This window comes from Pseudomonadaceae bacterium SI-3, from assembly GCA_004010935.1.
In the GTDB taxonomy this organism is placed as follows: Bacteria; Pseudomonadota; Gammaproteobacteria; order Pseudomonadales; family Pseudomonadaceae; genus Stutzerimonas.
Genome location: CP026511.1, coordinates 720353 through 743315 on the forward strand (window position 1 = coordinate 720353; position 22963 = coordinate 743315).

The following is a 22963-nucleotide window of genomic DNA, read 5'->3' on the forward strand; positions in this document are numbered from 1 at the left end:
CGTAGGGTGGATGACGCTTCACCCATCCACCTTTGCGGGCTGGGGGTGGATGGAAGCGGCGGCACTCGCACCACCCCACCGGGTCGCGCCACCGGACGGGGCTCTGGTGGATGAAACGAGTTCATCCACCCTACGAAGGTTCAGAGGTGTTATCGATGACTCAATTACGCGATGCCCACAACCGCCAGATCGACTACCTGCGCATGTCGGTGACCGACCGCTGTGATTTTCGCTGCGTCTACTGCATGGCTGAGGACATGACCTTCCTGCCGCGCCAGCAGGTGCTCGGCCTGGAGGAACTGGAACGCATCGCGCGGATATTCGTCGGTCTGGGGGTAAAAAAGATTCGTCTCACTGGCGGCGAACCGCTGGTGCGCCAGGGCGTCGTCGGCCTCTGCGAGCGCATCGCTGCACTGCCCGGCCTGCGCGAACTGGTGATGACCACCAACGGCTCGCAACTGGTCAAGCTCGCCACTCCGCTGGCGCGCGCCGGGGTAAAGCGGCTGAACATCAGCCTGGATAGCCTGGATGCCGCAAAATTTCACGCCATCACCCGCACCGGTCAGCTGCAGCAGGTGCTCGACGGCATCGAGGCGGCGCGCGATGCCGGCTTCGAGCGGATCAAGCTCAACGCCGTGGTGATGAAGGGCCGCAACGCCGAGGAAGTCGCCGACCTGGTGGATTTCGCCATCGCCAGCGGGCTGGACCTGAGCTTCATCGAGGAAATGCCGCTGGGTGACGTAGGTCGTTCGCGCGGCGAGAGCTTCTGCTCCAGCGACGAGGTGAAGGCGCTGATCGCCGAGCGGCACACGCTGATCGATTCGGCCGAGCAGAGCGGCGGCCCGGCGCGTTACGTGCGCCTGCCGGACCATCCGCAGACGCGTATCGGCTTCATCTCGCCGCATTCGCACAACTTCTGCGCCACCTGCAACCGCGTGCGGCTGACGGTGGAAGGGCGCCTGCTGCTGTGCCTGGGGCACGAGAACGCCATCGACCTGCGTGCCTTGCTGCGTCGTCACCCGATTAGCGATCAGCCGGTGATCGATGCGATTCACGCCGCGTTGCAGCGCAAGCCGTTGCGCCACGAATTCTCCAGTGGCGGTGAGGTCCAGGTATTGCGCTTCATGAACGCCAGCGGTGGTTGAGCCAATGCCCCATGGGCTACGAGTCGATCGCTTAATTCGCTACCATCGGCCGGTATTGCCGGCTTGACTCACATGCCAGGTGCCACAGTCGGGCCTTGTCGCAGAAACCGCTCGTGCCATCGCCTGCAACGCTCACGGCACCTCTCAGCGCGCACATACCTCCAAAGGGTAATGGGTTCGCATACGGCACGGGTGCAGCCTGTGCACACATCTTCAAAGGAGTTTCGAGCCATGGCTCATCTGTCCAACACCGAATTCCAGCCCCTGAGCATCGCGGTGCTTACGGTGAGCGACACCCGCAACATCGATTCCGATACCTCCGGCCAGGCGCTGATCGATGGGCTGCAGAGCGCCGGCCATACCTTGGCCGAGCGGGCCATCGTCAAGGACGACATCTGGCAGATCCGCGCCCGCGTCTGCAGCTGGATCGCCAGCGAGAATGTGCAGGTGGTGCTGATCACCGGCGGCACCGGTTTCACCGCCCGCGACAACACTCCGCAGGCGGTGCAGCCGCTGCTCGACAAAGATGTCGACGGCTTCGGCGAGCTGTTCCGCTACGTTTCACTGGGTGAGATCGGCACCTCCACCGTGCAGTCCCGCGCGCTGGCCGGTATGAGCAACGGCACTCTGGTTTGCTGTCTGCCCGGTTCGACCAATGCGTGCCGCACCGCCTGGAACAAGATCCTTGTCGAGCAGCTGGACAGCCGTACCAAGCCCTGCAATTTCGTGCCGCACCTCAAGGCTAGCGCGGTCGAATACTGCGGGCCACGCTCATGAGCGCCTGTGGCTGCGACACCAGTGGCCTGAAGCCGGTCGACGAGGCCATTGCCGAACTGCTGGCGCGGGTGCCCGCGCTGCCGCCGGTCGAGCATGTGACGCTGCCCGATGCCCTTGGTCGGGTGCTGGCCGAACCCCTCGATGCACCCTTCCCGGTGCCGGCCTGGGACAACAGCGCGATGGACGGCTACGCCCTGCGCGCGGCTGACCTGCCGGCAGACGGCGGTTGGCTGCCGCTGGCCGGGCGCATCGCCGCCGGTGATGCAGCCGACCAGCAACTGCCTGCCGGCCACGCCGTGCGCATCTTCACCGGCGCGCCGCTGCCGCCGGGCGCCGATACCGTGGTGGCGCAGGAGGATTGCCAGATTGAGGCCGATCGCGTGCATTTCCCCGGGGTTATCCCGGGTGCCCATGTGCGTCGGCAGGGCGAAGAAGTGAAGGCCGGTGAGGCCGTGCTGCAGGCCGGCAAGCGCTTGCGACCGCAGGAAATTGGATTGCTGGCAAGCTTCGGCGTGGCCCGCGTGGCGGTCTATCGTCGTTTGCGCATCGGTCTGCTTTCCAGCGGTAACGAGCTGCGCGAACCCGGTGAGCCGCTGGCGCCGGGACAGATATACAACTCCAACCGTTACTGCCTGCTCAGCGTGCTGCGCAGCCTCGGGATGGAAGTGCACGACTACGAAATCCTGGTAGACGAACTGGCTGCCAGCCGTGACGCCCTGGCGCTGGCCGCTTCTGAGTGGGACATGCTGATCACCTCTGGCGGCGTCTCGGTCGGCGAGGAGGATCACCTCAAACAGGCCATTCGCGAACTGGGCGAGCTGCACATGTGGCGCCTGGCAATTCAGCCCGGCAAGCCGTTGGCCTTTGGCGAGGTCAATGGCAAACCGTGGATCGGCCTGCCCGGCAATCCAGCTGCGGCGCTGATCACCTCGCTGGTGGTGGCGCGGCCGTTCCTGCTCAGTGCCCAGGGTTGCACCGAGGTGCTGCCCAAGCCGCTGCGCCTGACCGCTGGCTTCGCCTGGCGCAAGCCGAACAACCGCCGCCAGTACCTGCGCGCACGGCTGGAGCAGGTCGATGGCGAGATGCGCGTGTGCCTGCACCCGCGGCAGGGCTCGGCGATGCTGACCTCGGCCAGCTGGGCGGAAGGCCTGGCCATCGTCGAGCGCAACCGCACGCTGGAAGAAGGGGAGACGGTGGAGTACCTGCCGTTCAGCGAACTGCTCGGCTGACAAACGAAAACGCCCGGTCGATGACGAGTCGACCGGGCGTTTTCATGTCTGCGCGTTAGGCCTGGTGACGCTGCGGCAGCATCCGTCGAAGGACGTCGTCGCGGCGAACGTAGTGGTGAAACAGCGCTGCTGCAGCATGCAGACCGATCAGCCAGTAACCGAGCACGGCCACGGTTTCGTGAACTTCCTTGATATCACCGGCTAAGGCCTTGTCCGGGCCCAGCAGAGCGGGTAGTTCAAGACCGAAGAACGGAATGGGTTTGCCAGCGGCGCTCAAGGTCAGCCAGCCCAACAGCGGAAGGCCGATCATCAGCGCGTAGAGCGCCAAGTGCGCCAGCTTTGCCAACCGTTGCTCCCAGGCTGCGTTGGCAATAGCGAGCGGCGCCGGGCGTAGCCATCGAGCCAGCAAACGCAGCCAGACCAGCATGAACACCGACAGCCCGAGCATGAAATGCCACTGCTTGAGCAACTCTCGCGGCTCGCTGCCCTTGGCGAAATTACCCTTCAGCTCGATCGTTGCGTAGACCGCTGCAATCAGCAGCACCATCAGCCAGTGCAAGCCAATGGACAGCCGTCCGTAGCGGATCGGCATCAGTTTATCGTTCATTTCACCTACTCCTCGTGTGGATACTTGCCGCCGAGTCTAGGCCTCGAAACTTAAGCGAAGCTTATCTGGGCAAGCGTCGCGACGATTCGACGCGGTGTTGTTGCGCGGCATGCCTCAAGGCAGCGCAGCGACGGCTGATACGGGGCGCGACGGTCGGATACCGGTGCTGCGCGAAGGGGAAGGCCTGGGATTGGGGACAGGCTCAGGTACGGGGAATACGCACAATCGCGCGTAATCCACCCAGTGCCGAATCGAGCAGTTCAACAGTCGCACCGTGCAGCTCGGCGATGCGCGCCACAATCGACAGGCCGAGCCCAGCACCCTGACCGTCGCCGAGGCGAACGAAGCGCTCGAACAGTTGCTCACGCAGCTCGGGCGCAATACCGGGCCCGCTGTCCGCAACCTCAATGATCAACTTATCCGGGGTGCTGCGCAGCTGTACCTCGATCCGCCCGCCGCTGGGGGTGTAGGTCAGCGCGTTACCGACCAGGTTCTGCAACAGCGTGGCCAGGCTTGCGGCATCGCCGGTCAGTGAGTAGTCACCGTGCTCATCGATTTCCAGCGTGAGTTCCTGATCGCGGGCGATGGCCAGTGGCGTCAGCTCGGCGAGGGTGTCGCGTGTCAGCCGACGCATGTCCAGCGGTGCCAGGCGCAGTTGCTGGGCGCTGGGTTCCAGTCGCGCGAGGGTCAGCAGCTGAGTGACTACGCGTGTCGTACGGTCGACCCCGGCGAGGAGCTGCCTGAGGGCTTCGTCACGGTCTGCCTCGCTGCCGGCCTGTTGTGCGTTCTGGGCGTGAATGCGCAGCACTGCGAGGGGCGTGCGCAGTTCATGGGCCGCGTCGGCGATGAAGCGCTTTTCCCGATCGACCAATTGATTGACCTGTTGCAGCAGGCGATTGAGCGAGGCGGCCACCGGCTCCAACTCCTGCGGCAGCGGTGCCAGCAGCAGCGGCGCGAGGTTGTCCGGATCGCGATTCTTCAGCAGCTGTGCCATGTGCGCCAGCGGGCGTAAGCCCCAGCCCACCGCCAACCAGATCAGCAGCGCCAGCAGAGGCAGACCGATCAGGTCTGGCAGCAGGCTGCGTCGGGCGATCTTGCCGACCAGCTCGCCGCGTACATCGTCGCGCTCGCTGACCAGAATCCAGAGTTCGTCCTCGGGATCGTGCAACAAGAACAGGCGCCAGGCATGGCCGTCGAGCTGCACGTCGTGATAGCCGCCACTCAGGGCGCTGAAGGGCGACGCCGAGGCTGCCTTGGCCAATTCCTGCAAGGCGCCGTTCGGCGCACCGGCGGACTGCAGCACGCTGCTGCCATCCGCGGCGTAGACCTGAAAGCCGAGTTTGGTTTCGTAATCGTGCCCGGGCACCCCCTGATTCCGCCGCGCGTTCACCGCGGCATCCAACGCGCTCTGCAGCGCGTGGCGGGCTGATGGCTCCATTTCGCGCATCACCAGCCCCTGCACCAGCCGCGCGCTCTGCGCCAGCTGGGCGTCGAACAGCTCTTCGATCTCGTGGCGAGCGTCGCGATAACTGCGCCAGGAGATCAGGCTCAGCGACAGCAGCAGGATGCCGAGCACCAGGACCAGGGTGCGGTTGCGGATAGAGCGCCTCAGCATTTGTCCACCAAATAGCCGACCCCGCGCACGGTGCGGATCAGCTCGGGGAAGAACTTCTTGCGCAGGTGATGGATATGCACCTCCAGCGCGTTGCTCTCGACCTCCTCGTCCCAGCCGTAGAGCACCTGCTGCAGCCGATCGCGGGTCAGCACCCGACCGGGCTGGGCGATCAGCTCGTGGAGCAGGACGAATTCCTTGCGCGGCAGGTTGATCGGCGCGCCCTGGTAGCTGACCTGCTGGTTGACCGGGTCGAGCAGAATGCCGCGGTACTCCAGGGTCGGCTCCGGGCGATTGAAGCTGCGCCGAAGCAGGGCGCGCAGGCGAGCCTTGAGTTCGGCGACATCGAAGGGTTTGACCAGGTAATCGTCGGCACCGGCGTCCAGCCCGGCAATGCGATCACTGGTGGCATCGCGCGCGGTCAGTACCAACACCGGCACGGGGTTGGCGCTGGCGCGCAGCCGTTTGAGTACTTCCAGACCGTCCATACGCGGCAGGCCCAAGTCGAGGATGGCCAACTCGAAGCTCTCATGATTCAGCGCGTGCAGCGCGCTAGCACCGTCCTGCAGCCAGTCCACCGTATAACCCTCCGGCTTCAGCGCAGTGCGGATGCCCTCGCCAAGGGCACGATCGTCTTCCACCAGCAGAATACGCATGTCGTTTCTGTCGTCCTGAAGGGTTTGTGGCATTGCTTTGCATTCAACGCCGTCGCGCGCGGTTATTCCAGTTTTTCCTTGACCTGCGCGAGCAGCGCGCGGGCTTCGTCGCGGCGACCGGCATCGGCGACTTCACGACCGGGGCGGGCAGGTGCGGCGATGGCTTTTTCCAGTGCGGCGCGTGCTTCGCCATAGCGCTTCTGGCGCAGCAGGAAATCACCATCGAAGTAGTTGGGGTCGATGCCGCTCGGGTTCAGCGCCAGCGCCTGCTTGAACAGCGCCTCGGCCTTGTCCTCGTCACCGAAGCCGATCGGCCAGCCGGGCACTTGGTAGTAGAGACTCGCGAGGCTGGTGTAGGCCGAGCCATCCAGCGCCTGCGGATCAAGTTCGATGGCTTTCTCCAGTTCGGCCTTGGCCTGCTTGACCAGGCTCAGCGCACCGAGCCCGCCCTTGGCGCCGGCCCAGGTGCTGAGCACGATGCCGTGCCAGATATGCAGCTCGGCGGCCTGGGGCTCGCCGGCCACCGCGCTTTCGGCCTCCGAGGCGAGCCGGGCGAAGGCCGCCTCGCGCTGTGCCGCGGGCAGCTGGTAGTTGATCTCCGCCCAGCGCGTCTGGATCTGGCGCAGCGATGACTCGCCGGCCGGGCTGAGGGCTAAGGAGGGTTGGCTGGCCAGGGCCAGCATCAGGGCGCAAAGGCCGAGCAGAGGCTTCATGGGTGTTCTCCGGTAGAGGCAGGTTGCGATGCGGGTGGCGTTGGCTGTTCGGCGCGGGCGAAGCGCTTGATTACCGGCAACTGCTTGCGCAGGGCCTGGTCGACCAGCCGCGGCAAGAGGCCGTTGAGGCGCACGAAGAGTTTTTCCGGCCAGCCGAGGTACATCTCTTCACGCTCGGCGGTGATGGCGTGGACGATCTGCCGCGCGACTTGTTGCGGATCATCCATCTCCACCTTCAGCTCGTTGTTCATCGCCACCACATCTGCGCTGTTCATCGCCGTGCGGGTGGCGCGGGGCGCGACGTAGAGCACCTTGACGTGGCTGTCGGCCAATTCGCGCCGCAGCGCTTCGGAGAAGCCGCGCAGGGCGAACTTGCTCGCGCAGTAGGCGGTGAAACCCGGGTAGCCGATGGAGCCGAAGGTCGAGCCGAGGTTGACCAGGAGCGCCTGCGGTTGCTGGTGCAGCAGCGGCAGCAGCAGGTGGGTCAGCTGCAGCGTGGCGGTGACGTTGACGCCGATCAGGCGGGCGATGGCGTCCTCGTCCTGCTGTTCGAGCAGGCTGAACTGGTTGATTCCGGCGGCATTGATCACGCAGTTGAGGCCGCCGAAACGCCGCGCGGCATCGAGCACCGTATGCCGGCCGCTGCGCTGGGTGAGGTCGGCGCAGACTAGGCTGACCTGCCCCGGATAGCGGCGCGCCAGCGCTTCCAGGGCAAGACTGTCGCGTCCCACCAACAACAGCCGGGCGCCGTTCGCGCAGAGCCGCTCGACCAGCACTTGGCCGATGCCGCCGCTGGCGCCGGTGAGCAGGATGCGCGCGTCACGCAGTTGCATGGCTGTGCTCCGGCGCGCTCAGGCTGTGGAAGATGTCGCCGTAGAGGCGATAGACGACGCGCGCGGTGTGCACCACGGCGGCCTTGTCGTCCTCGTCGTCGAGGCGGTTCATCAGCTTCTTGAAGAACTCGATGTGCTCCATGTCCAGACTGCCGTGGGAGGTCAGGTAGCTGAATGCCTTGGCCGGCAGCTGCAGCTTGTCCTGCAGCACCCCGGCGGCCTGGGTCGCCAGGGCGATGCTGGTGCCTTCGAGCACGTTGACCATGCCGAAGAAGCTCGCCGGGTTGTGTCGCGCGATGCGGTCGTAGACATAGGCGACCATCAGCTCGGTGGGCAGCGCCGGCTGGCCGTGGCGCACCGCCTCGGCGTCACCGCCACAGGCGCGGATGTCGTTGAGGATCCATTCCTGATGGCCGATTTCTTCCTCGATGTATTCGGCGATCGCCTCGCGCAGCCACTCCAGTCGCTCCGGCAGGCGTGCGCCGCAAGCCATTAACAGCGGCACGGTGTGTTTGACGTGGTGATAGGCCTGGGCGAGGAAAGCGATGTACTGCGCGCGGGTCGCGGTGCCGGCTAGCGCGGCGTGGATGATCGGCTCGCCAAGCAGGTATTCGCGCTCGGCATTGGTCTGGTGTTGCAGCTGGTCGAAGAAATCCATGATGAACCTCGAAAGTCAGGACAGAAGGGTGTTGATCGCCGATTGGTAATGGTTGAAGAGGGCGTTGCGACGCAGCCGGCCGTTGGCGGTGGCCAGGCCGTTGCCGGCGGTGAAGGGCTCGGCGGCGCGCAGCCAGTGGTGCACGCGGGCGTAGTCCGGCAAGCCGGCGTTGACCCGCTCGACTGCCGTCTGCAGCTCGGCATCGCTGCAATCGCCGCGTCTGGGCACCAGCACGGCGGCGTTCTGTGCCAGTGCTTCGCCATGCAGCCAGGCCTGGGCGATGGGGGCCTGCTGCACCAGCTCCGCCTCGACCCATTCCGGGTTGACGTTGCGCCCGTAGGCGGTGACGAACTGGTGCTTCTTGCGCCCGTGCAGGATCAGGAAGCCGTCCTCGAAGTGGCCGAGGTCGCCGGTCGGCAGCCACTCGCCGACCTGCGGAGGTTCGCTGAGGTAGCCGAGCATATGCGGGCCGCGCACCAGTACCTCGCCATCGTCGGCCAAGCGCAGTTCGACGTGCGCCAGCGGCCGGCCGACCGTGCCGATGCGCCGTGCATAGGGTGTGTTCAGGCAGACCACCGAGGCGCACTCGGACAGGCCGTAGCCCTCGAACACCGGTAGGCCGAGCCGCTCGGCGCGCTCCAACAGCTGCGGCGCGACGCGACCGCCACCGACCGCGATAAAGCGCAGCGATGCGGGTAATGGCACGCCTTGCTCAGCGGCGCTGACCAGCGCCAGCAACAGCTGCGGCAGCAGGATCAGGCTGTGCGGCTGGCTGGTCTGCAGCGTGGCCAGCAAACGCGGCAGCTCGAAGCCCGCCGCGCCGCTGAAGCCGATCTCCGCCAGCGGGCGCAGCTCGATCCGTGCACCGGCCAGCAGCGGCGCATAGAGCCCGGCGATGTTCTCCAGCAGGGTCGCCAGCGGCAGCACGCATAGGTGCTGCCGCACGTCGCACGGCAGGCTGGCCTGCCACAGGCTCTCGGCCACCGCCAGTTGCGCTTCGGCATTCAGGCAGACGCCCTTGGGCTGGCCGGTGGTGCCGGAGGTGTAGGTGATCTTCAGCGTGCCGTCGGGCACCGGCGTGACGGCATCCGGCTGGCGCTGCAGCAGGCCAGTGGCGGTCTGCTGGAAGCCGCAGCGCTTGCTGAGCGGGCTGGCGGTTCCGATCAGACAGTCGGTGTCGGCGTGCTGCAGCACGTGCTCCTGCTGCGCCGCGGAAAAGAACCCGGGCAGCGGCACGCAGACCAGCCCGGCGCGCAGCAGGGCCAGATCCCACAATGCCCATTCCAGACCGTTATCCAGCGCCAGGGCGACGCGCTGCACTCCGAGCTGTTGCAGATGGCTGGCGCGCGCGGCCACTTCATGGCGCAGTTCGGCGTAGCTCAGTTGGCGCGGCCCTTCGCTCAGCGCGATGCCGGCGTTCTGGTCGAGTGTCGTCCAGAAGCGTTCAGCTGCAGGCTGCATGGGGCGCCTCCGTGGTGTCGAACAGCGGCTGATAGCCGAGCCGCGCATAGAGGCCGAGCTGCAGCAGGCGCTGGTGGCCGGGCAGGATCTCGCCGGCCATCAGCTGCGGGCGGCTGGCGTAGTAGCTGCCCCAGTCGGCCAGCTCATCGCCCATGCGCGCCGGATCGGCCAGGCCCAGTGGCAGCGGATCGAGCGCGAGGCGCTGAAAGCTGTTGAGCAAGGCCGGCGTGCCGGTGAACACCACCCAGCGAAATCCCTGGGCGACCAGCAGATCGGTCAGCGCGACGATCAGCAGGCGCGCCGAGGCGTTGCCAAACGCAGCCAGGTTGCCGACCTCTACGATCTCCTCGCGCGGCACCGTACGCCCATGGCGCTGGCTCACGGCCTGCTCGATGGGTTCGTCCAGATAACGCTCGAGAAACAGCGGCCGACGCTGGGCGCTGCGCAGACCGACCGCGCCCTGCACCTCGCCGTTCTGGTCATGCAGGCCCAGCAGGCAAGGCATGAAGTGCCGCACCCGTGCCTGATAGTGCTCGGCGAACCGTTGGTGGATGAAGCGTTCCAGTGCTGCGCGCCGCTCGCCTGCATCGGCCTGCGCCAGTTGCAGGGTCAGCGCCGGCTCACGGCCGATACACGCCAGTACGTCAGTTTGATCAACCCAGGGCAGTTCCATCGGGGAACCTCGGTTAGAAGCCTGGGGCGATTGTTGGGCGGCAAACTTAAGGCAGCCTTAAGCCAGTTGCCGTGGTGCAACGATCCGTGCTGACGACGATTTTTTCACATGTGCCTGGCTATGCTTGGCTGCGTCGATCACGCCGTGCTCAGCCAGTAGACCAGGGCGCTGGCGGCCAACACCCAGATGAGCACGACTGCGGCAGCGCCCGCCCGGCTGATCGAGCGTGGCGTGTTTTCCCACGCAAGCGCCTGGGCGCGGCATTCGCTGAGAACGGCTGGAGGCATCAGGCGTATGGCCAGCCAGATGCCCAGGGGCAACAGCAGCAGATCGTCGAGGTAGCCGAGCACTGGAATGAAGTCCGGAATCAGGTCGATCGGGCTCAGTGCGTAGGCGACCACACAGACCAGTAACGCCCGCAACCACCAGGGCGTATCCGGGTGGCAAGCACAGCACCAGAGCGTCATGACGTCACGTTTGAGCTGGCGTGCCCAGCGCTGCAGGCGCGACGTGAGGCGAGACAGGCTGAACAATCGATTGCTCCTTTGTGCAGAACAGGCGGCAGCGCTAGCGATGAGGAAAGAACCGAGATGACGCAAGCAAGCTCTTACACCAGACAACGCCTTGGGGCGATGGTCCGCCGTCGCTACCGCTGGGTCGGCCTGACGGCTCTGTTGTTCGCATTCGTTGCGACGGCGATAGCGCTTCACTGGAACGAGCGCTGGTACTTCAACCTGACCCGGCAGATGAACGTCACTCAATATGATCTGGCGAACCGCTGGTTACCTGGTTATGCGGTATCCATCGACGGCAAGCCGGTAGAGGGAATCAGCCGGAACCTCTCGGCGGTCAGCTATGACGCGGATCTGGATCGCCTGCTGGCGGTGGTGAACGGCGGCCCAACCGAGCTGGTGGCGCTGAGCAAGAGCGGTGAGCTGCTCGAGCGCTATCCGCTGCAGGGTTTCGGCGACATCGAAGGCGTGACCTACATGGGGCATGGTCGCGTGGCTGTGTCCGATGAGCGAGCGCAACAGATCAGCATCTTCCGCTTGCCGACGCAGCCACGACCCGTTGATGCGGCCGAGGCGCAGTTCTTCTCGCTCGGGATCAACCTAAACGGCAACAAGGGCTTCGAAGGGCTGACGTACGATGCGGCGGGCGACCGGCTGTTTATTGTCAAGGAACGCGACCCTCGGCAGCTGTACGAGGTGGGTGGAGTCGCTGCCAGCCTCGAGGGGCCGCTGCAGCTGACCATCCGCGACCGCAGCGACTGGATTGCGGATCAGGTGTTCGCCACCGATCTGTCGGACATTCACTTCGATGCCGTTACCGGCCACCTGATCCTGCTCAGCGACGAGTCGCGCCTGCTCATGGAACTCAGCGACAGCGGGCGCATGCTCAGCTATCGCAGCCTCAATCGCTGGTTCGGCGGCCTGCAACGATCCGCGCCGCACCCCGAGGGCGTCACCATCGACAATGACGGCACCCTGTTCGTCGTCAGCGAGCCCAATCTGTTCTACAGCTTCCGCCGTACTGGGGGCTAACGCCGGTCAGCGCCTTCACACTTTGTTCACGCCCGTTTGACGAAACCCTGACAGCAAGCCGATCAGACTTCGAAGCGTGCCGTGGTGGCCCTTGGCGCTTGCCGCGGGCTTCATTTCCTAATGCCCGAGTGATCTCATGTCTTCTCGCCATTTGCGTCCACACCGCGCCAGTAAACGGCGTAACAGTTCTTCACCTCATCGTCGGGCCCTGCTGGCCATGATGCTCGCCGGACTCTCCCTGACCGGTTGCCAGAGCACATCGGAGCTGCTGGTTGCCGACGAATACCCGCCTGAATATGCCGAGGGCTTCCGTGCCGGCTGCGGCAGCGGCCGCCAGGCTGCCGGCGCGCTGGCTCAGTTTCGCAAGGACGTCCCGCGCTACATGGGCCAGCCGCTGTATGCCGAGGGGTGGAATGACGGCTATCGCCAATGCCAGGTGATGCAGATGGACACCGGTGGGCTGACTGCCTGGCGCAGCAGTGCTTTGGAGCGTGATCGCGACCGGGCATGGCGCCATCATGTGGAACAGGCCAAGGCAAAAGCCTTTCACCGCTGAGCGCATTCGTGGTCCATGGAAGGCGCACGGAACCATGCCGGTGCGCCTCAAGGCCAGACTCGGGTGACTAGCCCTCGGGTTCGGCCGCGAGCAGCGGCCGCTCGACCGGTGTCGCTCGATACAGCACCAGCCGGTAACAGGCCAGGCAGATCGTCCAGTCGAACAGCAACGTCCATAGGTTGTGCGAGAAGAAATGCGCGCCCTGCATCACCCGACCGACCGACAGCACTATCCCCAAGCCGAGTGCCACCGCGAGGGCGAGCCGAGCGGCACGCGGTCGTCGGTCACGAAGCACGAAGAACAACGCCAACAATGAAAAGCCCGCTGAGGCGTGGCCGCCGGGCCAGCAGCGCCCCGGCTTGAGCGTCGGCGCGCGCTCGCTTAGCAGCGGTGTAAAGGTTTCAGCACCACCGAATTCCACCAGGCTCCACGGGCAATGCACGCCAGTGAGCGCCTTGAGCGGCGTGACGATGCTGGTCGACAACCCCAGCGCAAGCACCAGATAGCCCAGCGGGCGGCGCCACTGAGCCAGCCGCGTCGGCAGCAGACTCAGCACGAAACCAGCGATGGCAAGCACGCCGAGCGCGATGACCCCTTGCTTGATCCGGTCATGCAGGACGTCTTCGAGCAGCCAGCTGTGGCGCCCGACGAAACCGACGCCGGGCTGATAGAACAGGTGTGACAGGGCAAAATCGAGATTGCTCGGCTCGCCCACCAGCAGCGCGACCATCAACAATGTTGGCACGCCGAAGCCGAGGGCGAAGTTGAACGGGCGGCTCGCGGCAGGCGTGTTCGGCGCGACGGACATCTTTACTCCAGAGGCGCCGCGAGCGGCGCCGGTCGGTTCAGCGCTGGCTGAGTTGGGTGGCGGTGGGTTGCGGGCGTTTCCAGCCGAGCAGGGCGTGGCCGTAGTCGTAACTGGCGCCCTGGTAGTAGGCGATGTCGCGGCGCACCAGCGGGTCGTCGGAATTGGCAGAAAGCTCGTGGCTCGCTTGCAGCGCATCGTCATGCCGGCGCATGCCACGCCGTGGGCTGAGAATCGCCAGGTCCTTGCCGTCGAACAGGCCGAGGTGCTGATAGTTGCCGATCAGTGCGCGTCCAGGCTGGCCGTCGTCGCGCAGCAGGTTGCGGCCGAAGAAGGTCGAGACATAGTCCAGATTGAGCAGGCCGAGCAGGGTCGGCGCGATATCGATCTGACTGGCGACCCGGTCCACCTCGCGCGGCTCGATCAGGCTCGGGGCATAGATGAACAGCGGGATGTGATAGTTGGCCACCGGCAGGTCCTGCGAGCCGGCGCTGCCGGCGGTGTGGTCGGCGACGATGACAAACAGGGTATTAGCGAACCAGGGCTTGCTCCGGGCGTTGCGCAGGAACTCGCCGATGGTCGCGTCGGTGTATTTGACAGCGCCTTCACGGCCCTCGCCGGACGGGATGTCGATGCGTCCATCCGGGTAGGTGTAGGGGCGGTGGTTGGAGGTGGTCATCATCTGCAGGAGAAACGGCTTGCCGACAGCGTAGTCGGCGTCCGCCTCGCGAAGCGCCAGCTGATAGAGGTCTTCGTCAGCCATGCCCCAGGCGTTCTTGAAGTGAATGTCGGCTTCGTCCGCGCTGCTCTGGTCGACCACGCGGTAGCCGTTGCCGCTGAAGAAGGCACCCATGTTGTCGAAGTAACCGCGCCCGCCATAGAGGAACACGCTGTCATAGCCCTGCGCGCGAAGCTGCTGACCGAGGCTGGCGAAGCCGCTTTCACGGCCGATGCGCTTGACGATGGAGCGGCCAGGGGTTGGCGGTACGGAGAGGGTAATGGCTTCCAGGCCGCGATCGGTGCGCGTGCCGGTCGCGTAGAAGTTATTGAGGTACAGACTCTGCTGGCGCAGCTGGTCGAGATTGGGCGTCAGGCCGCGGGTGTCGCCAACGCTGCCGAGGTATTTGGCACTGAGGCTTTCGACGGTGATCAGCACGACGTTGAGTTTGCGCGGCTGGCCGGGATTGTCGATGACGCGGCGGATATCCAGCGGGTCCTGGCCGATGAAGCGGGCATTGGGTTCGCCGACTTCGGCGCGCAGGCTGTCGGCGACGGCAACCTGGGGCAGGGTCGGGTAGAACTGCCGGTAGTCCAGCTCGTTGTTGCGAAAGGCGGCGAAGAACTGGAACGGGCCATTGCTCGCCAGTTCGCGCCGATAGACGTTGCCGCCGATCCCCCGCGGGAAGTCCTGGCCGATGATCAGCGCGCTGGCTGTCACAGTGACCAGCAGTCCGGCGAGTGTCGCAGCACGGGCCCTGAACGGCAGGCTTGGTGCTTCCAGTGCGCGCCGAATCTGTCGCTTCAGCACCGCCGTAGCGGAGAGTGTGACCAGCGCCATCAGGCCCAGCAGCGCATAAACCGGGTACGACTCAAGAATGTTGTGCAGCACTTCGTCCGAATAGACCAGATAGTCGACGGCAATGAAATTGAACCGCACGCCGAATTCATCCCAGAACAGCCACTCGGCCAGCGCCGTGAACAGCATGGCGTAGAGACTCAGGGCCAGCAGCAGGGTGAGCCCGCGCCGGTGCCAGCGGCTCGCCCAGATCCGCTTTGGGCACATGAGCAGGTAGCACGCCAGCGGCAGCGCGGCGAAGCTCAGGAACGCCAGGTCATAGATCAACCCCAGCCCGTAGATCTGCAGCAGGCCATCCAGCCCGCTGGCAGCTTCCTGCCAGTGAGCGAACAGCAGCGCGCTGCGGGTGATCAGAAAAACGCCCAGCCAGAGGCCGGCCAGCAGCGACAGATAACGAAGTTGAGCATGGCGCAGGAATGTCATCGTATGATCCACAGGCAAGATTGAACGCGCCGAAGTCTGCGCACCCGCCTGTGAGCCCTTCGTAAAGAAGGCGTGAAAATTCCGTCATTTGCCTGCTAGCGAACCGATATGCGCATTCTGGTCATCGAAGACAACCGCGACATCCTGGCCAACGTCCTGGACTACCTGGAGCTCAAGGGCTACGTGGTCGATTGCGCTCAGGACGGTCTAAGCGGCCTGCACCTGGCCGCCACCGAGCATTACGACCTGATCGTGCTGGACATTATGCTGCCTGGCATCGATGGGCTGCAGGTCTGCAAGCGGCTGCGTGACGATGCCGGGCGGGATACCCCGATCATCATGCTCACGGCTCGTGATGCGCTCAATGATCGGCTGCAAGGGCTGGGTGCCGGCGCCGACGATTATCTGATCAAGCCGTTCGCGCTGTCGGAGCTGGTCGCCCGCATCGAGGCGATCCTGCGGCGCAGCCAGGGCTCGCGCAAACACAAACTGCAGGTCGGTGACCTGCACTATGACCTCGATACCCTACAGGCAACCCGCGCCGGGCAGCCGCTGCGATTGAATCCCATCGGCCACAAACTGCTGGCGATCCTCATGCAGAAGAGCCCGGCGGTGGTGCGGCGCGAGCAGCTGGAGGAAGCGCTCTGGGGCAACGATGTTCCCGACAGCGACAGCTTGCGCAGCCATATTCACCAGCTACGCCAGGTGCTCGACAAGCCGTTCGCGGCACCACTGCTGCACACCGTGCATGGCGTCGGTTTCCGACTCGCGGAGCCTGACCATGCTTGCTAAGCAGCCCTTCGCGCGACGCATCGTCATCGCCTTCACGTTGATGACGCTGGTGGTCAGCGGGACCTTTTCGCTCGGAATCGTCGCGGTCGTGCATTTCATCGAGGAGCACCTGGTGACCCAGGAGCTGGGGCACGAATTAGATAGTGTGCTCAATGACGTCGTGGTTCACGGGGACGCGCCACGGCTCGACGCGGTCACCCGATTCTTCGCCTCGAACCTGCCTAGCTACGCCATTCCCGAGGCGTTCACGGGGCTCGCCGATGGGTTCACCGAGCTAGTCCGTAACGAGGATGCCTACTACGTCTATCAACGCGAAATCGACGGAGCCAAGTATTTGCTGGTTGAGGAACAGCATGAATTCGAGGCTCGCGAGAACGCATTGTTCATGGTGGTGCTAGCCGGATTCGTGCTGAGCATCCTTGGTGCCTGGGGGCTTGGCTGGCTGATGGCCAGAAAAGTCATGGCCCCGCTGTCACGCCTGGCGCAGCAGGTTCGTCATCGCGATCAGCTGCATCCGCTGGCGCCACCACTGGCGTTGCAATATCCGGACGACGAGGTCGGCCATGTGGCGGCGGCGTTTGACAGTACCCTCGGCCAACTGCGCCAGAGCCTGGAGCGCGAGCGGCTGTTCACCAGCGATGTCAGCCATGAGCTGCGCACCCCACTGATGGTCATCCTCGGCGCCTGCGAACTGCTCGACCAGACCGAACTACCGGAAAAGTCACGTACCCAGGCCCAGCGCATCGAGCGCGCCGCGCAGGAAATGCACGAGCTGGTGCAGACTTTCCTGATGCTGGCGCGGACCCGGCCGGAGCAGACCGCCTTTGCCGGCACCGCCAGCCTGAGCAGCGTGGCGCAGGAGCAGACCGAGCGCTGGGCGCCGCTATTTCTTGAAAAGGGGCTGACGTTCAATGTGGTCAGCGAAGGCGAGGACAGCGGCGAATACAACCTCACACTGCTTGGCTCGGTGATGTCCAATCTGCTGCGCAACGCCCTGCATTACACGGACAGCGGCTCGGTGCGGCTGATTCTCGAGAACGCCGGCTTTCGTGTCGAGGACACAGGCATGGGCATTCCGCTGGAGCAGCAGGAACGCATGTTTCAGCCCTTCGTGCGCGGCTCCGACAGCCGGGGGGAGGGCCTGGGGCTAGGGCTGTCGCTGGTCAAGCGCATCTGCACACATCAGGGGTGGTCAGTGGGTGTAGCCCCTTGCGAGCCCAAGGGCAGCTGCTTCCAGGTGCGTCTGAAAAGCGATGGCGTTTGACGTTTTTTTCACATCCCGTTGACGGGCCCTTGATGTCTGTCTGGTTAGTTTGGCGTTCCGTTTCCAACCGGAATGCCCGCCATGACCACATCGAGCCCCATCGAACTGGAGTTCTCGCGCAAGTACGACCGCCAGCACGCCTACGAATACCTGCATAAGCATCAGGATGGCCTGGCCCGACGGCTGTCGCACTGGCGTGACGAGCAGATGGCGCGCCGCGCACTGAAGATCGCCGGTGAGCCCGATCTGGTGCTCGACCTGCCGTGCGGCGCCGGGCGCTTCTGGCCGCTGCTGGCCGAGCACCCGAGCCGGATGATCTTCGCCGCCGACAACTCCGCCGACATGCTGGCGATCGCCGAATCGGCGCATTCGCTGGAAGTGCTCAAGCGGGTCGAGACCTTTCAGACCTCGGCCTTCGCCATCGACATGGGCGACAACGCAGTGGACAACATCTTCTGCATGCGCCTACTGCACCACATCGCCGACCCAGAGCACCGGTTGGCGATGCTGCGTGAGTTCCACCGCGTCACCCGTGACACGCTGATCGTCTCGCTGTGGGTCGATGGCAACTACAAGGCCTGGAAGCGCAAGCGCCTGGAGCGTCGCCGGCCGGCCAAGGACAACCAGAACCGCTTCGTCGTAGCGCGCTCGGTGATCGAGGCGGAATTCGCCGAGGCCGGCTTCGACATCCTCGACCGTAATGACTTCCTCCCCGGCTACGCCATGTGGCGGGTCTACGTGCTGCGCAAGCGGGGTTGAACATGAGCCGACTAATCGTATTGCCGGCCCGCGAAGCGCGTACCAGCACCTTCCAGCGCTGGTGGAGCACGCAGGGCGAATGGGTCGAGGAACCCAACCAGCGCCGTGCCGGCAAAAGCGGCGTGCAACGGATACGCCTGCGCGATCCGCAGCAGCCGCTGCTGTACTGCAAACGGCAGATTGGCCACCTGTATCGCTCGACGCTGCATCCTTTCGGCCGGCCCACGGTGCTGCGCGAACTGCAGGCGCTGCAAGCATTCGGCCGGCTCGGCGTGCAGGTGCCGGAACTGGTCTACTGCGGGACCCGGCAGCAAGCCGGTCAGTGGCAGGCGCTGCTGGTGACGGCGGAACTGGAGGGGTTCGTCAGCCTGGAGGACTGGTATCAACAGGACTTGGGGGAGCGCTTCGGTCCGGCAGTACAGGAGCGCATGCTCGCGGCGGTCGGGATCACCCTGGCGCGCATTCATCAGGCGCGCTGGCAGCACGGCTGCTGCTATCCCAAGCACATCTTCCTCAAGGTTCACGGCGAAGGTGACGCGACCCGGGTCGAGGTCGCGCTGCTCGATCTGGAAAAGAGCCGTCGCCGGCTACGTCGCAGTGCCGCTGCACGGCATGACCTGCGCCAGCTCAAGCGTCATCGCCAGACCATGCCGGAGCAGGACTGGCAACGATTGCTGGCCGCCCACCGCACCTTCAGCGAGTTGCGCTGCGATGTCATCTGAGCCGACCTGCGCGGCTACCGATGCCGTGGCCAGCGTCGACGTGCCGGCCGACGGTGCGGCGCTGAAGGGGCGCAGCGGACTGGCACGCATCTGGTACGCGTCCGGCTATTCGGCTGCAGGTCTCAAGGCCGCTTATAGAAGCGAAGCGGCGTTCCGCCAGCTGGTGCTGCTGAACCTGCTGCTGATTCCCTTGGCGTTTCTGTTCGACGTCAGCCGCGTTGAACGCGCCGTGCTGATTGCCGTGGTGTTTCTTGGCCTGATCGTCGAACTGCTCAACTCGGCCATCGAGGCGACGGTCGACCGCATCTCTTTCGAACTGCATCCGCTCGCCAAACAGGCCAAGGACATGGGCAGCGCCGCGCAATTGCTGGCGCTGTGCCTGATCGGTCTGGTCTGGGCGGTGATCCTCATCCCCTGAAGGACGTATCCATGCTTTCCTCTTTGCGACGCCCTGCTCGAGAGCGCCCGGCGTCCGGCTTCAATGGCCTGGCCGCGCACCTGCGCTTCACGTTCGCCAGTGCGCTGGCCCTCCTGGCGATGTTTGCGCTGCTGCGGCTGGGCTTGCTGCTGTTCAACCGCGAACTGCTCGGCAGCACGCCGCTGGCCAGTATCGTCGAGGCATTCGGCAACGGCCTGCGCTTCGACCTGCGGGTGGCGGTGTACGTCCTGCTGCCGCTGCTGCTCGGCGTGCTGAGCGTGCGCGTGATGGCCGCCCGCGGCCTGCTGCGGCTGTGGTTGAGCCTGTGTGCCAGCCTGGCGATCCTGCTCGGGTTGATTGAGCTGAACTTCTATCGCGAGTTTCATCAGCGCCTCAATAGCCTGGTATTCCAGTACCTGCAGGAAGATCCGGCCACCGTGCTGAGCATGCTCTGGCACGGCTTTCCGGTGCTACGACTGCTGGCAGCCTGGGGCGCTGCGAGCGTAGCAATGTACGCCCTGTTCGGCTGGCTGGAGCGGCTGACCCGTGGCGCGACGGTCGTTCGTTCATGCGGCGCAAGCCGCAGTGGCGCGGGCTGGTATACCCGCGCCGCTGTGTTCACGCTGCTGGTGCTGGTCTGCGTGGTGGCCGCGCGCGGCACGTTGCGCCAGGGGCCGCCGCTGCGCTGGGGCGATGCCTTCACTACCGAATCGATGTTCGCCAATCACCTCGGCCTGAATGCGACACTGTCGCTCTACGATGCCGCCAGGAACCGCTTCTCCAGCCACCGCGACAATAGCTGGAAGGCGACTCTGCCGAACGAGCAGGCGCAGGCGATCACCCGTGAACTGCTGCTGACCGGTAACGATCAGCTGGTGGATGCCGAGCTGGCGCCGGTACGCCGTGATTTCCGGCCGCCGGCGGACGGGCAGCTGCCGGTGCAAAACGTGGTGGTGATTCTGATGGAAAGCTTCGCCGGGCGCTTCGTCGGTGCGTTGGGCAGCGCGGAAGGCATCACACCCAATTTCGACCGCCTCGCCAAGGAGGGACTGTTGTTCAGTCGCTTCTTTGCCAACGGCACGCACACCCACCAGGGCATGTTCGCCAGCATGGCCTGCTTCCCCAACCTGCCAGGCTTCGAGTACCTGATGCAGGCGCCCGAGGGCGGCAACCGTTTCTCCGGCTTGCCGCAACTGCTCAGCGCGCGGCAGTTCAACGACGTCTATGTCTACAACGGCGATTTCGCCTGGGATAACCAGTCCGGCTTCTTCAGTAACCAGGGGATGACCCGCTTTATCGGCCGCAGTGACTATGTGAACCCGGTGGTTGCGGATCCGACCTGGGGCGTCTCCGATCAGGACATGTTTGCCCGCGCCGCCGAGGAGCTGGACCAGCTGGGCCGCGGCAAGCCGTTCTATGCGCTGCTGCAGACGCTGTCCAACCACACGCCCTATGCGCTGCCGGAGCAACTGCCGGTCGCTCCGGTAAAGGGGCAGGGCAATCTGGATCAGCACCTGACCGCGATGCGCTATTCGGATTGGGCGCTCGGCCAGTTCTTCGACAAGGTGCGTGACCAGCCCTGGTTCGAGCAGACGCTGTTCGTGGTGGTTGGCGATCACGGCTTCGGGGTGCCGGAGGAGGTGACCGAGATGGATCTGTTCCGCTTCAATGTGCCGCTGCTGTTAATTGCGCCGGGCATTACCGAGCGTTTCGGCAGCCGTCGCGATGTGGTGGGTACCCAGGTCGACGTAGTGCCGACCATCATGGGCCGGCTTGGCGGCGAGGTACGGCACCAGTGTTGGGGCCGCGACCTGCTCAGCCTGGCGGCGAGCGACCCCGGTTTCGGCATCATCAAACCGTCGGGCAGCGATCAGACGGTGGCGATGATTCGCGGTGACCGCGTCCTGGTGCAACCCAAGGAGCAAACGGCACGCCTGTATCGCTACCGCCTGGGTGCCAACCCTCAGGGCGAACGACTCGCGCCGGATGCCGAGGCGGCGCAGTTGCAGCGCCAGCTGGAGGCCTACCTGCAAACCGCGACCGCCAGCTTGCTTGCCAACCGCAGCGGTGATCGCGAGCGTGAGGCTGTGCCGGGCGGCGTGCCGCTGGCCAGTGCAGTCATACCCGCAGAGCCGTCCAAGACGCCGAGCCAGGTGCGTAAGGCGAGCGAAGGCTGAGATTCAGCGCGTCGGTGGCGAACGCCGCGGCCGAGAGGTTCGCGGCGTTCGGCTGTATGACGGCTACTGATCGTGCAGCGAGGCCAATTCGGTCGAGGCGTTCTGGCGGGCGAGGAAGCTCACCAGCTTCTGCCGCTGACGGGCGTCGAGCAGCTCGCGTTCGTTCAGCAGCTGCTCGATCTGCAACTGTTGGCGAGCGTCGCGCAGTTCACCGAGCGTTGCCTGCTCGCTGGCGATCTGCGCGGGGTCGACCCGCTCGCCGAGCAGCGCCTGTAGCAACGTGCTGCGCTGGGCATCGAGGTCACTGTCGAGGGCACGCAGCCGGGCCAGATAGGGCGCCTGGCCGTCATGCCAGCGCCCGAGCTGGTTGGCGCTAAGCTCCAGCTGGTGCGAAAGTTCGGTTGGTGCGCCGGACGGCATGGGCAGCCCGTCGGTTTGCAGTTTCTGCCAGGCGAGCGCGCCCAGCACGCCACAGTTGACCAGTAGCGACAGCGCCAGGGCTCCGCGCAGAGTGGAAGTCGTCATCATGGATTACCTCAGTGGGGAAACAGCCGCTTAGCGCGGAATCTTTACGCGGTCGTCATCGAAGTCACCGCGTTCGGCGTCGCGGTGGCAGGCCACGCAGTTGGCGCGACCGCCGACCGACTCGCGGGCAAACTTGGCCTCGCTGACCTCGTCGTGCTTGCGCTCGAACCAGCGCGTCTGGCTGATGCGCGGCGGCTCGCCGACGGTCGGCGAAGGCTCGACCGGCAAGCGGTTGGCCGCCGAGGCGCGCAGCAGGAAGTCGAGGATCTCGCGCTCCTGTTCGGGGTCGAGCGTGGCATTGCTGCCGTAGTGCTCATCGAGGGTTTGCATCTGCCGGCGCCAGGCCTCGGCCGGCAGCAGGCCCGGTGCGTAGAGCATGTGGCAGGCGGCGCATTCCTCCTTCCAAACCAGTGGTGCGTCGCTCGGCACCGACAGACGCTTGGGGCGCTTGTAGCGCTGGCGGTCGTGGTCGTCGTTGTCAGCGAAGCTGAGGCCGGCCAACGCCAGGGCAGAGGTCAGCCCGGCGACGGCAACGATGGATGCGATCTTCATGGCGCACTCCTATTGGATGCTGTCGATCCAGCTGATGAAGTCGCCTTTTTCCTGCGCCGTGCATTCGCGGGCGAAGACGTCGTCGCAGTTGCGGCGGAACCACTTCTCGACCTTCTTCAGGTTGGTGAAACGCTCGGGATTGGTCGCTGGCGCCAGCGGCTCGACCTTGCGGTGAGCGGGCGTCTTGCCCGGCTGGCGTGGGTCGGCGGTGTGACAGGTGGTACAGCTCATGGTCTTGCCGTCGCGCTGCTCTTCGGCGAAGTACAGCGCCTTGCCGCGTTCGGCGGAAAAGCCGGCGAAGTTCGAATCCTGCTGACGGGCTTGCGCGGCGTAGCCGGCCAGCAGCGGATGTTCGGTTTCAGCCAGGGCCGGCAAACTCAGGCAGCAGGACAGGAGGATGATCCAGCGGGATTTCATGGTGCGCTCTCCGGTTGGGAATGAGCGCAGCCTAGGCGCGCTGCCTTACGCCAAACTGAACATGGCCGC

General features: G+C 65.1%; 25 protein-coding genes. 11 read left to right on the plus strand and 14 right to left on the minus strand.

Annotated features, from left to right (window positions below):
- The first annotated feature begins 155 nt into the window (after window positions 1-155).
- The 3 genes from moaA to C1896_03475 all read left to right on the plus strand — a co-directional run bounded on the left by moaA (window position 156) and on the right by C1896_03475 (window position 3151).
- Window positions 156-1145 carry a GTP 3',8-cyclase MoaA gene (gene moaA, locus C1896_03465; GenBank protein AZZ44055.1) on the plus strand — a complete coding sequence of 330 codons (990 nt, stop codon included), beginning with the start codon at window positions 156-158 and terminating at the stop codon, window positions 1143-1145.
- A 231-nt stretch (window positions 1146-1376) separates the two neighbouring features.
- Window positions 1377-1922, plus strand: coding sequence for a molybdenum cofactor biosynthesis protein B (gene moaB / locus C1896_03470; GenBank protein AZZ44056.1), 546 nt, complete (start codon window positions 1377-1379; stop codon window positions 1920-1922).
- The gene (locus tag C1896_03475; GenBank protein ID AZZ44057.1) at window positions 1919-3151 is read left to right on the plus strand and encodes a molybdopterin molybdenumtransferase MoeA; all 1233 of its coding nucleotides are present in this window, start codon (window positions 1919-1921) and stop codon (window positions 3149-3151) included. The genes moaB and C1896_03475 overlap by 4 nt, the downstream gene beginning before the upstream one ends.
- A gap of 55 nt (window positions 3152-3206) precedes the next feature.
- Here C1896_03475 and C1896_03480 read toward each other — a convergent pair whose 3' ends face one another.
- From C1896_03480 to C1896_03520, 9 genes are all read right to left on the minus strand, one after another.
- Complete coding sequence (locus C1896_03480) at window positions 3207-3758, minus strand: cytochrome B (protein AZZ44058.1); 552 nt, start codon at window positions 3756-3758, stop codon at window positions 3207-3209.
- Between the two features lie 202 nt (window positions 3759-3960).
- Entirely contained in the window at window positions 3961-5373 is a 1413-nt protein-coding gene (locus C1896_03485; protein AZZ44059.1) for a two-component sensor histidine kinase, read from the minus strand.
- Window positions 5367-6026 (minus strand): DNA-binding response regulator, encoded by a 660-nt coding sequence (locus tag C1896_03490; GenBank protein AZZ47504.1) that lies wholly within the window; start codon window positions 6024-6026, stop codon window positions 5367-5369. Before C1896_03490 ends, C1896_03485 begins: the two co-directional genes overlap by 7 nt.
- 62 nt (window positions 6027-6088) lie before the next feature.
- Window positions 6089-6739, minus strand: a complete 651-nt coding sequence (locus C1896_03495; protein ID AZZ44060.1) for a hypothetical protein — start codon at window positions 6737-6739, stop codon at window positions 6089-6091.
- On the minus strand, window positions 6736-7572 hold the full coding sequence (locus tag C1896_03500) for a short chain dehydrogenase (GenBank protein ID AZZ44061.1): 837 nt from the start codon (window positions 7570-7572) through the stop codon (window positions 6736-6738). Before C1896_03500 ends, C1896_03495 begins: the two co-directional genes overlap by 4 nt.
- Window positions 7559-8230 (minus strand): biliverdin-producing heme oxygenase, encoded by a 672-nt coding sequence (locus C1896_03505; GenBank protein AZZ44062.1) that lies wholly within the window; start codon window positions 8228-8230, stop codon window positions 7559-7561. Before C1896_03505 ends, C1896_03500 begins: the two co-directional genes overlap by 14 nt.
- Window positions 8231-8245: 15 nt before the next feature.
- A complete protein-coding gene (locus tag C1896_03510) occupies window positions 8246-9691 on the minus strand; it encodes a long-chain acyl-CoA synthetase (protein ID AZZ44063.1) in 1446 nt (481 codons plus the stop codon).
- Window positions 9675-10364 carry a thermostable hemolysin gene (locus C1896_03515; protein AZZ44064.1) on the minus strand — a complete coding sequence of 230 codons (690 nt, stop codon included), beginning with the start codon at window positions 10362-10364 and terminating at the stop codon, window positions 9675-9677. Before C1896_03515 ends, C1896_03510 begins: the two co-directional genes overlap by 17 nt.
- Window positions 10365-10501: 137 nt before the next feature.
- Entirely contained in the window at window positions 10502-10897 is a 396-nt protein-coding gene (locus tag C1896_03520; GenBank protein ID AZZ44065.1) for a hypothetical protein, read from the minus strand.
- 57 nt (window positions 10898-10954) lie between these two features.
- On the opposite strand from C1896_03520, the gene C1896_03525 reads away from it, so the two are divergent.
- Window positions 10955-11908, plus strand: a complete 954-nt coding sequence (locus C1896_03525; GenBank protein ID AZZ44066.1) for a DNA-binding protein — start codon at window positions 10955-10957, stop codon at window positions 11906-11908.
- 217 nt (window positions 11909-12125) lie between these two features.
- Window positions 12126-12464, plus strand: coding sequence for a hypothetical protein (locus C1896_03530; GenBank protein AZZ44067.1), 339 nt, complete (start codon window positions 12126-12128; stop codon window positions 12462-12464).
- 67 nt (window positions 12465-12531) lie between these two features.
- On the opposite strand, the gene C1896_03535 is transcribed toward C1896_03530, so the two are convergent.
- Together C1896_03535 and C1896_03540 are read right to left on the minus strand one after the other, a co-directional pair.
- Window positions 12532-13272: a phosphoesterase gene (locus C1896_03535; GenBank protein ID AZZ44068.1), complete on the minus strand. Its 741-nt coding sequence runs from the start codon at window positions 13270-13272 to the stop codon at window positions 12532-12534.
- Window positions 13273-13309: 37 nt separating this feature from the next.
- Window positions 13310-15268: a sulfatase gene (locus C1896_03540; protein ID AZZ44069.1), complete on the minus strand. Its 1959-nt coding sequence runs from the start codon at window positions 15266-15268 to the stop codon at window positions 13310-13312.
- A 108-nt stretch (window positions 15269-15376) separates the two neighbouring features.
- Between C1896_03540 and C1896_03545 the strand changes: the two genes are divergently transcribed.
- The 6 genes from C1896_03545 (at window position 15377) to C1896_03570 (ending at window position 21400) form a co-directional block, all read left to right on the plus strand.
- Window positions 15377-16060 carry a DNA-binding response regulator gene (locus C1896_03545; protein ID AZZ44070.1) on the plus strand — a complete coding sequence of 228 codons (684 nt, stop codon included), beginning with the start codon at window positions 15377-15379 and terminating at the stop codon, window positions 16058-16060.
- A complete protein-coding gene (locus tag C1896_03550) occupies window positions 16050-17324 on the plus strand; it encodes a sensor histidine kinase (protein ID AZZ44071.1) in 1275 nt (424 codons plus the stop codon). Before C1896_03545 ends, C1896_03550 begins: the two co-directional genes overlap by 11 nt.
- Before the next feature lie 81 nt (window positions 17325-17405).
- Complete coding sequence (locus C1896_03555) at window positions 17406-18083, plus strand: SAM-dependent methyltransferase (GenBank protein ID AZZ44072.1); 678 nt, start codon at window positions 17406-17408, stop codon at window positions 18081-18083.
- A 2-nt stretch (window positions 18084-18085) separates the two neighbouring features.
- Complete coding sequence (locus C1896_03560; protein AZZ44073.1) at window positions 18086-18805, plus strand: InaA protein; 720 nt, start codon at window positions 18086-18088, stop codon at window positions 18803-18805.
- Window positions 18795-19223 (plus strand): diacylglycerol kinase, encoded by a 429-nt coding sequence (locus C1896_03565; GenBank protein ID AZZ44074.1) that lies wholly within the window; start codon window positions 18795-18797, stop codon window positions 19221-19223. Before C1896_03560 ends, C1896_03565 begins: the two co-directional genes overlap by 11 nt.
- Before the next feature lie 11 nt (window positions 19224-19234).
- A complete protein-coding gene (locus C1896_03570) occupies window positions 19235-21400 on the plus strand; it encodes a hypothetical protein (protein ID AZZ44075.1) in 2166 nt (721 codons plus the stop codon).
- A gap of 63 nt (window positions 21401-21463) precedes the next feature.
- Here the strand turns inward: C1896_03570 and C1896_03575 are convergent, their stop codons facing one another.
- The 3 genes from C1896_03575 to C1896_03585 are packed head-to-tail and all read right to left on the minus strand — an operon-like array spanning window position 21464 to window position 22894.
- Window positions 21464-21925 carry a hypothetical protein gene (locus tag C1896_03575; protein AZZ47505.1) on the minus strand — a complete coding sequence of 154 codons (462 nt, stop codon included), beginning with the start codon at window positions 21923-21925 and terminating at the stop codon, window positions 21464-21466.
- Window positions 21926-21955: 30 nt separating this feature from the next.
- Complete coding sequence (locus tag C1896_03580; protein ID AZZ44076.1) at window positions 21956-22477, minus strand: cytochrome C; 522 nt, start codon at window positions 22475-22477, stop codon at window positions 21956-21958.
- Between the two features lie 9 nt (window positions 22478-22486).
- Window positions 22487-22894, minus strand: a complete 408-nt coding sequence (locus C1896_03585; GenBank protein AZZ44077.1) for a hypothetical protein — start codon at window positions 22892-22894, stop codon at window positions 22487-22489.
- Between the last annotated feature and the right edge of the window lie 69 nt (window positions 22895-22963).

Coding starts and splice junctions, on each gene's coding strand:
- C1896_03550 (AZZ44071.1), top strand. CDS start 16,050: ATGCTTGCTAAGCAGCCCTTCGCGCGACGCATCGTCATCGCCTTCACG.
- C1896_03570 (AZZ44075.1), top strand. CDS start 19,235: ATGCTTTCCTCTTTGCGACGCCCTGCTCGAGAGCGCCCGGCGTCCGGC.
- moaA (AZZ44055.1), top strand. CDS start 156: ATGACTCAATTACGCGATGCCCACAACCGCCAGATCGACTACCTGCGC.
- C1896_03495 (AZZ44060.1), bottom strand. CDS start 6,739: ATGAAGCCTCTGCTCGGCCTTTGCGCCCTGATGCTGGCCCTGGCCAGC.
- C1896_03585 (AZZ44077.1), bottom strand. CDS start 22,894: ATGAAATCCCGCTGGATCATCCTCCTGTCCTGCTGCCTGAGTTTGCCG.
- C1896_03515 (AZZ44064.1), bottom strand. CDS start 10,364: ATGGAACTGCCCTGGGTTGATCAAACTGACGTACTGGCGTGTATCGGC.
- C1896_03540 (AZZ44069.1), bottom strand. CDS start 15,268: ATGACATTCCTGCGCCATGCTCAACTTCGTTATCTGTCGCTGCTGGCC.
- C1896_03475 (AZZ44057.1), top strand. CDS start 1,919: ATGAGCGCCTGTGGCTGCGACACCAGTGGCCTGAAGCCGGTCGACGAG.
- C1896_03500 (AZZ44061.1), bottom strand. CDS start 7,572: ATGCAACTGCGTGACGCGCGCATCCTGCTCACCGGCGCCAGCGGCGGC.
- C1896_03505 (AZZ44062.1), bottom strand. CDS start 8,230: ATGGATTTCTTCGACCAGCTGCAACACCAGACCAATGCCGAGCGCGAA.
- C1896_03480 (AZZ44058.1), bottom strand. CDS start 3,758: ATGAACGATAAACTGATGCCGATCCGCTACGGACGGCTGTCCATTGGC.
- C1896_03545 (AZZ44070.1), top strand. CDS start 15,377: ATGCGCATTCTGGTCATCGAAGACAACCGCGACATCCTGGCCAACGTC.
- C1896_03525 (AZZ44066.1), top strand. CDS start 10,955: ATGACGCAAGCAAGCTCTTACACCAGACAACGCCTTGGGGCGATGGTC.
- C1896_03535 (AZZ44068.1), bottom strand. CDS start 13,272: ATGTCCGTCGCGCCGAACACGCCTGCCGCGAGCCGCCCGTTCAACTTC.
- C1896_03485 (AZZ44059.1), bottom strand. CDS start 5,373: ATGCTGAGGCGCTCTATCCGCAACCGCACCCTGGTCCTGGTGCTCGGC.
- C1896_03510 (AZZ44063.1), bottom strand. CDS start 9,691: ATGCAGCCTGCAGCTGAACGCTTCTGGACGACACTCGACCAGAACGCC.
- C1896_03490 (AZZ47504.1), bottom strand. CDS start 6,026: ATGCGTATTCTGCTGGTGGAAGACGATCGTGCCCTTGGCGAGGGCATC.
- C1896_03560 (AZZ44073.1), top strand. CDS start 18,086: ATGAGCCGACTAATCGTATTGCCGGCCCGCGAAGCGCGTACCAGCACC.
- C1896_03575 (AZZ47505.1), bottom strand. CDS start 21,925: ATGACGACTTCCACTCTGCGCGGAGCCCTGGCGCTGTCGCTACTGGTC.
- moaB (AZZ44056.1), top strand. CDS start 1,377: ATGGCTCATCTGTCCAACACCGAATTCCAGCCCCTGAGCATCGCGGTG.
- C1896_03580 (AZZ44076.1), bottom strand. CDS start 22,477: ATGAAGATCGCATCCATCGTTGCCGTCGCCGGGCTGACCTCTGCCCTG.
- C1896_03530 (AZZ44067.1), top strand. CDS start 12,126: ATGATGCTCGCCGGACTCTCCCTGACCGGTTGCCAGAGCACATCGGAG.
- C1896_03555 (AZZ44072.1), top strand. CDS start 17,406: ATGACCACATCGAGCCCCATCGAACTGGAGTTCTCGCGCAAGTACGAC.
- C1896_03565 (AZZ44074.1), top strand. CDS start 18,795: ATGTCATCTGAGCCGACCTGCGCGGCTACCGATGCCGTGGCCAGCGTC.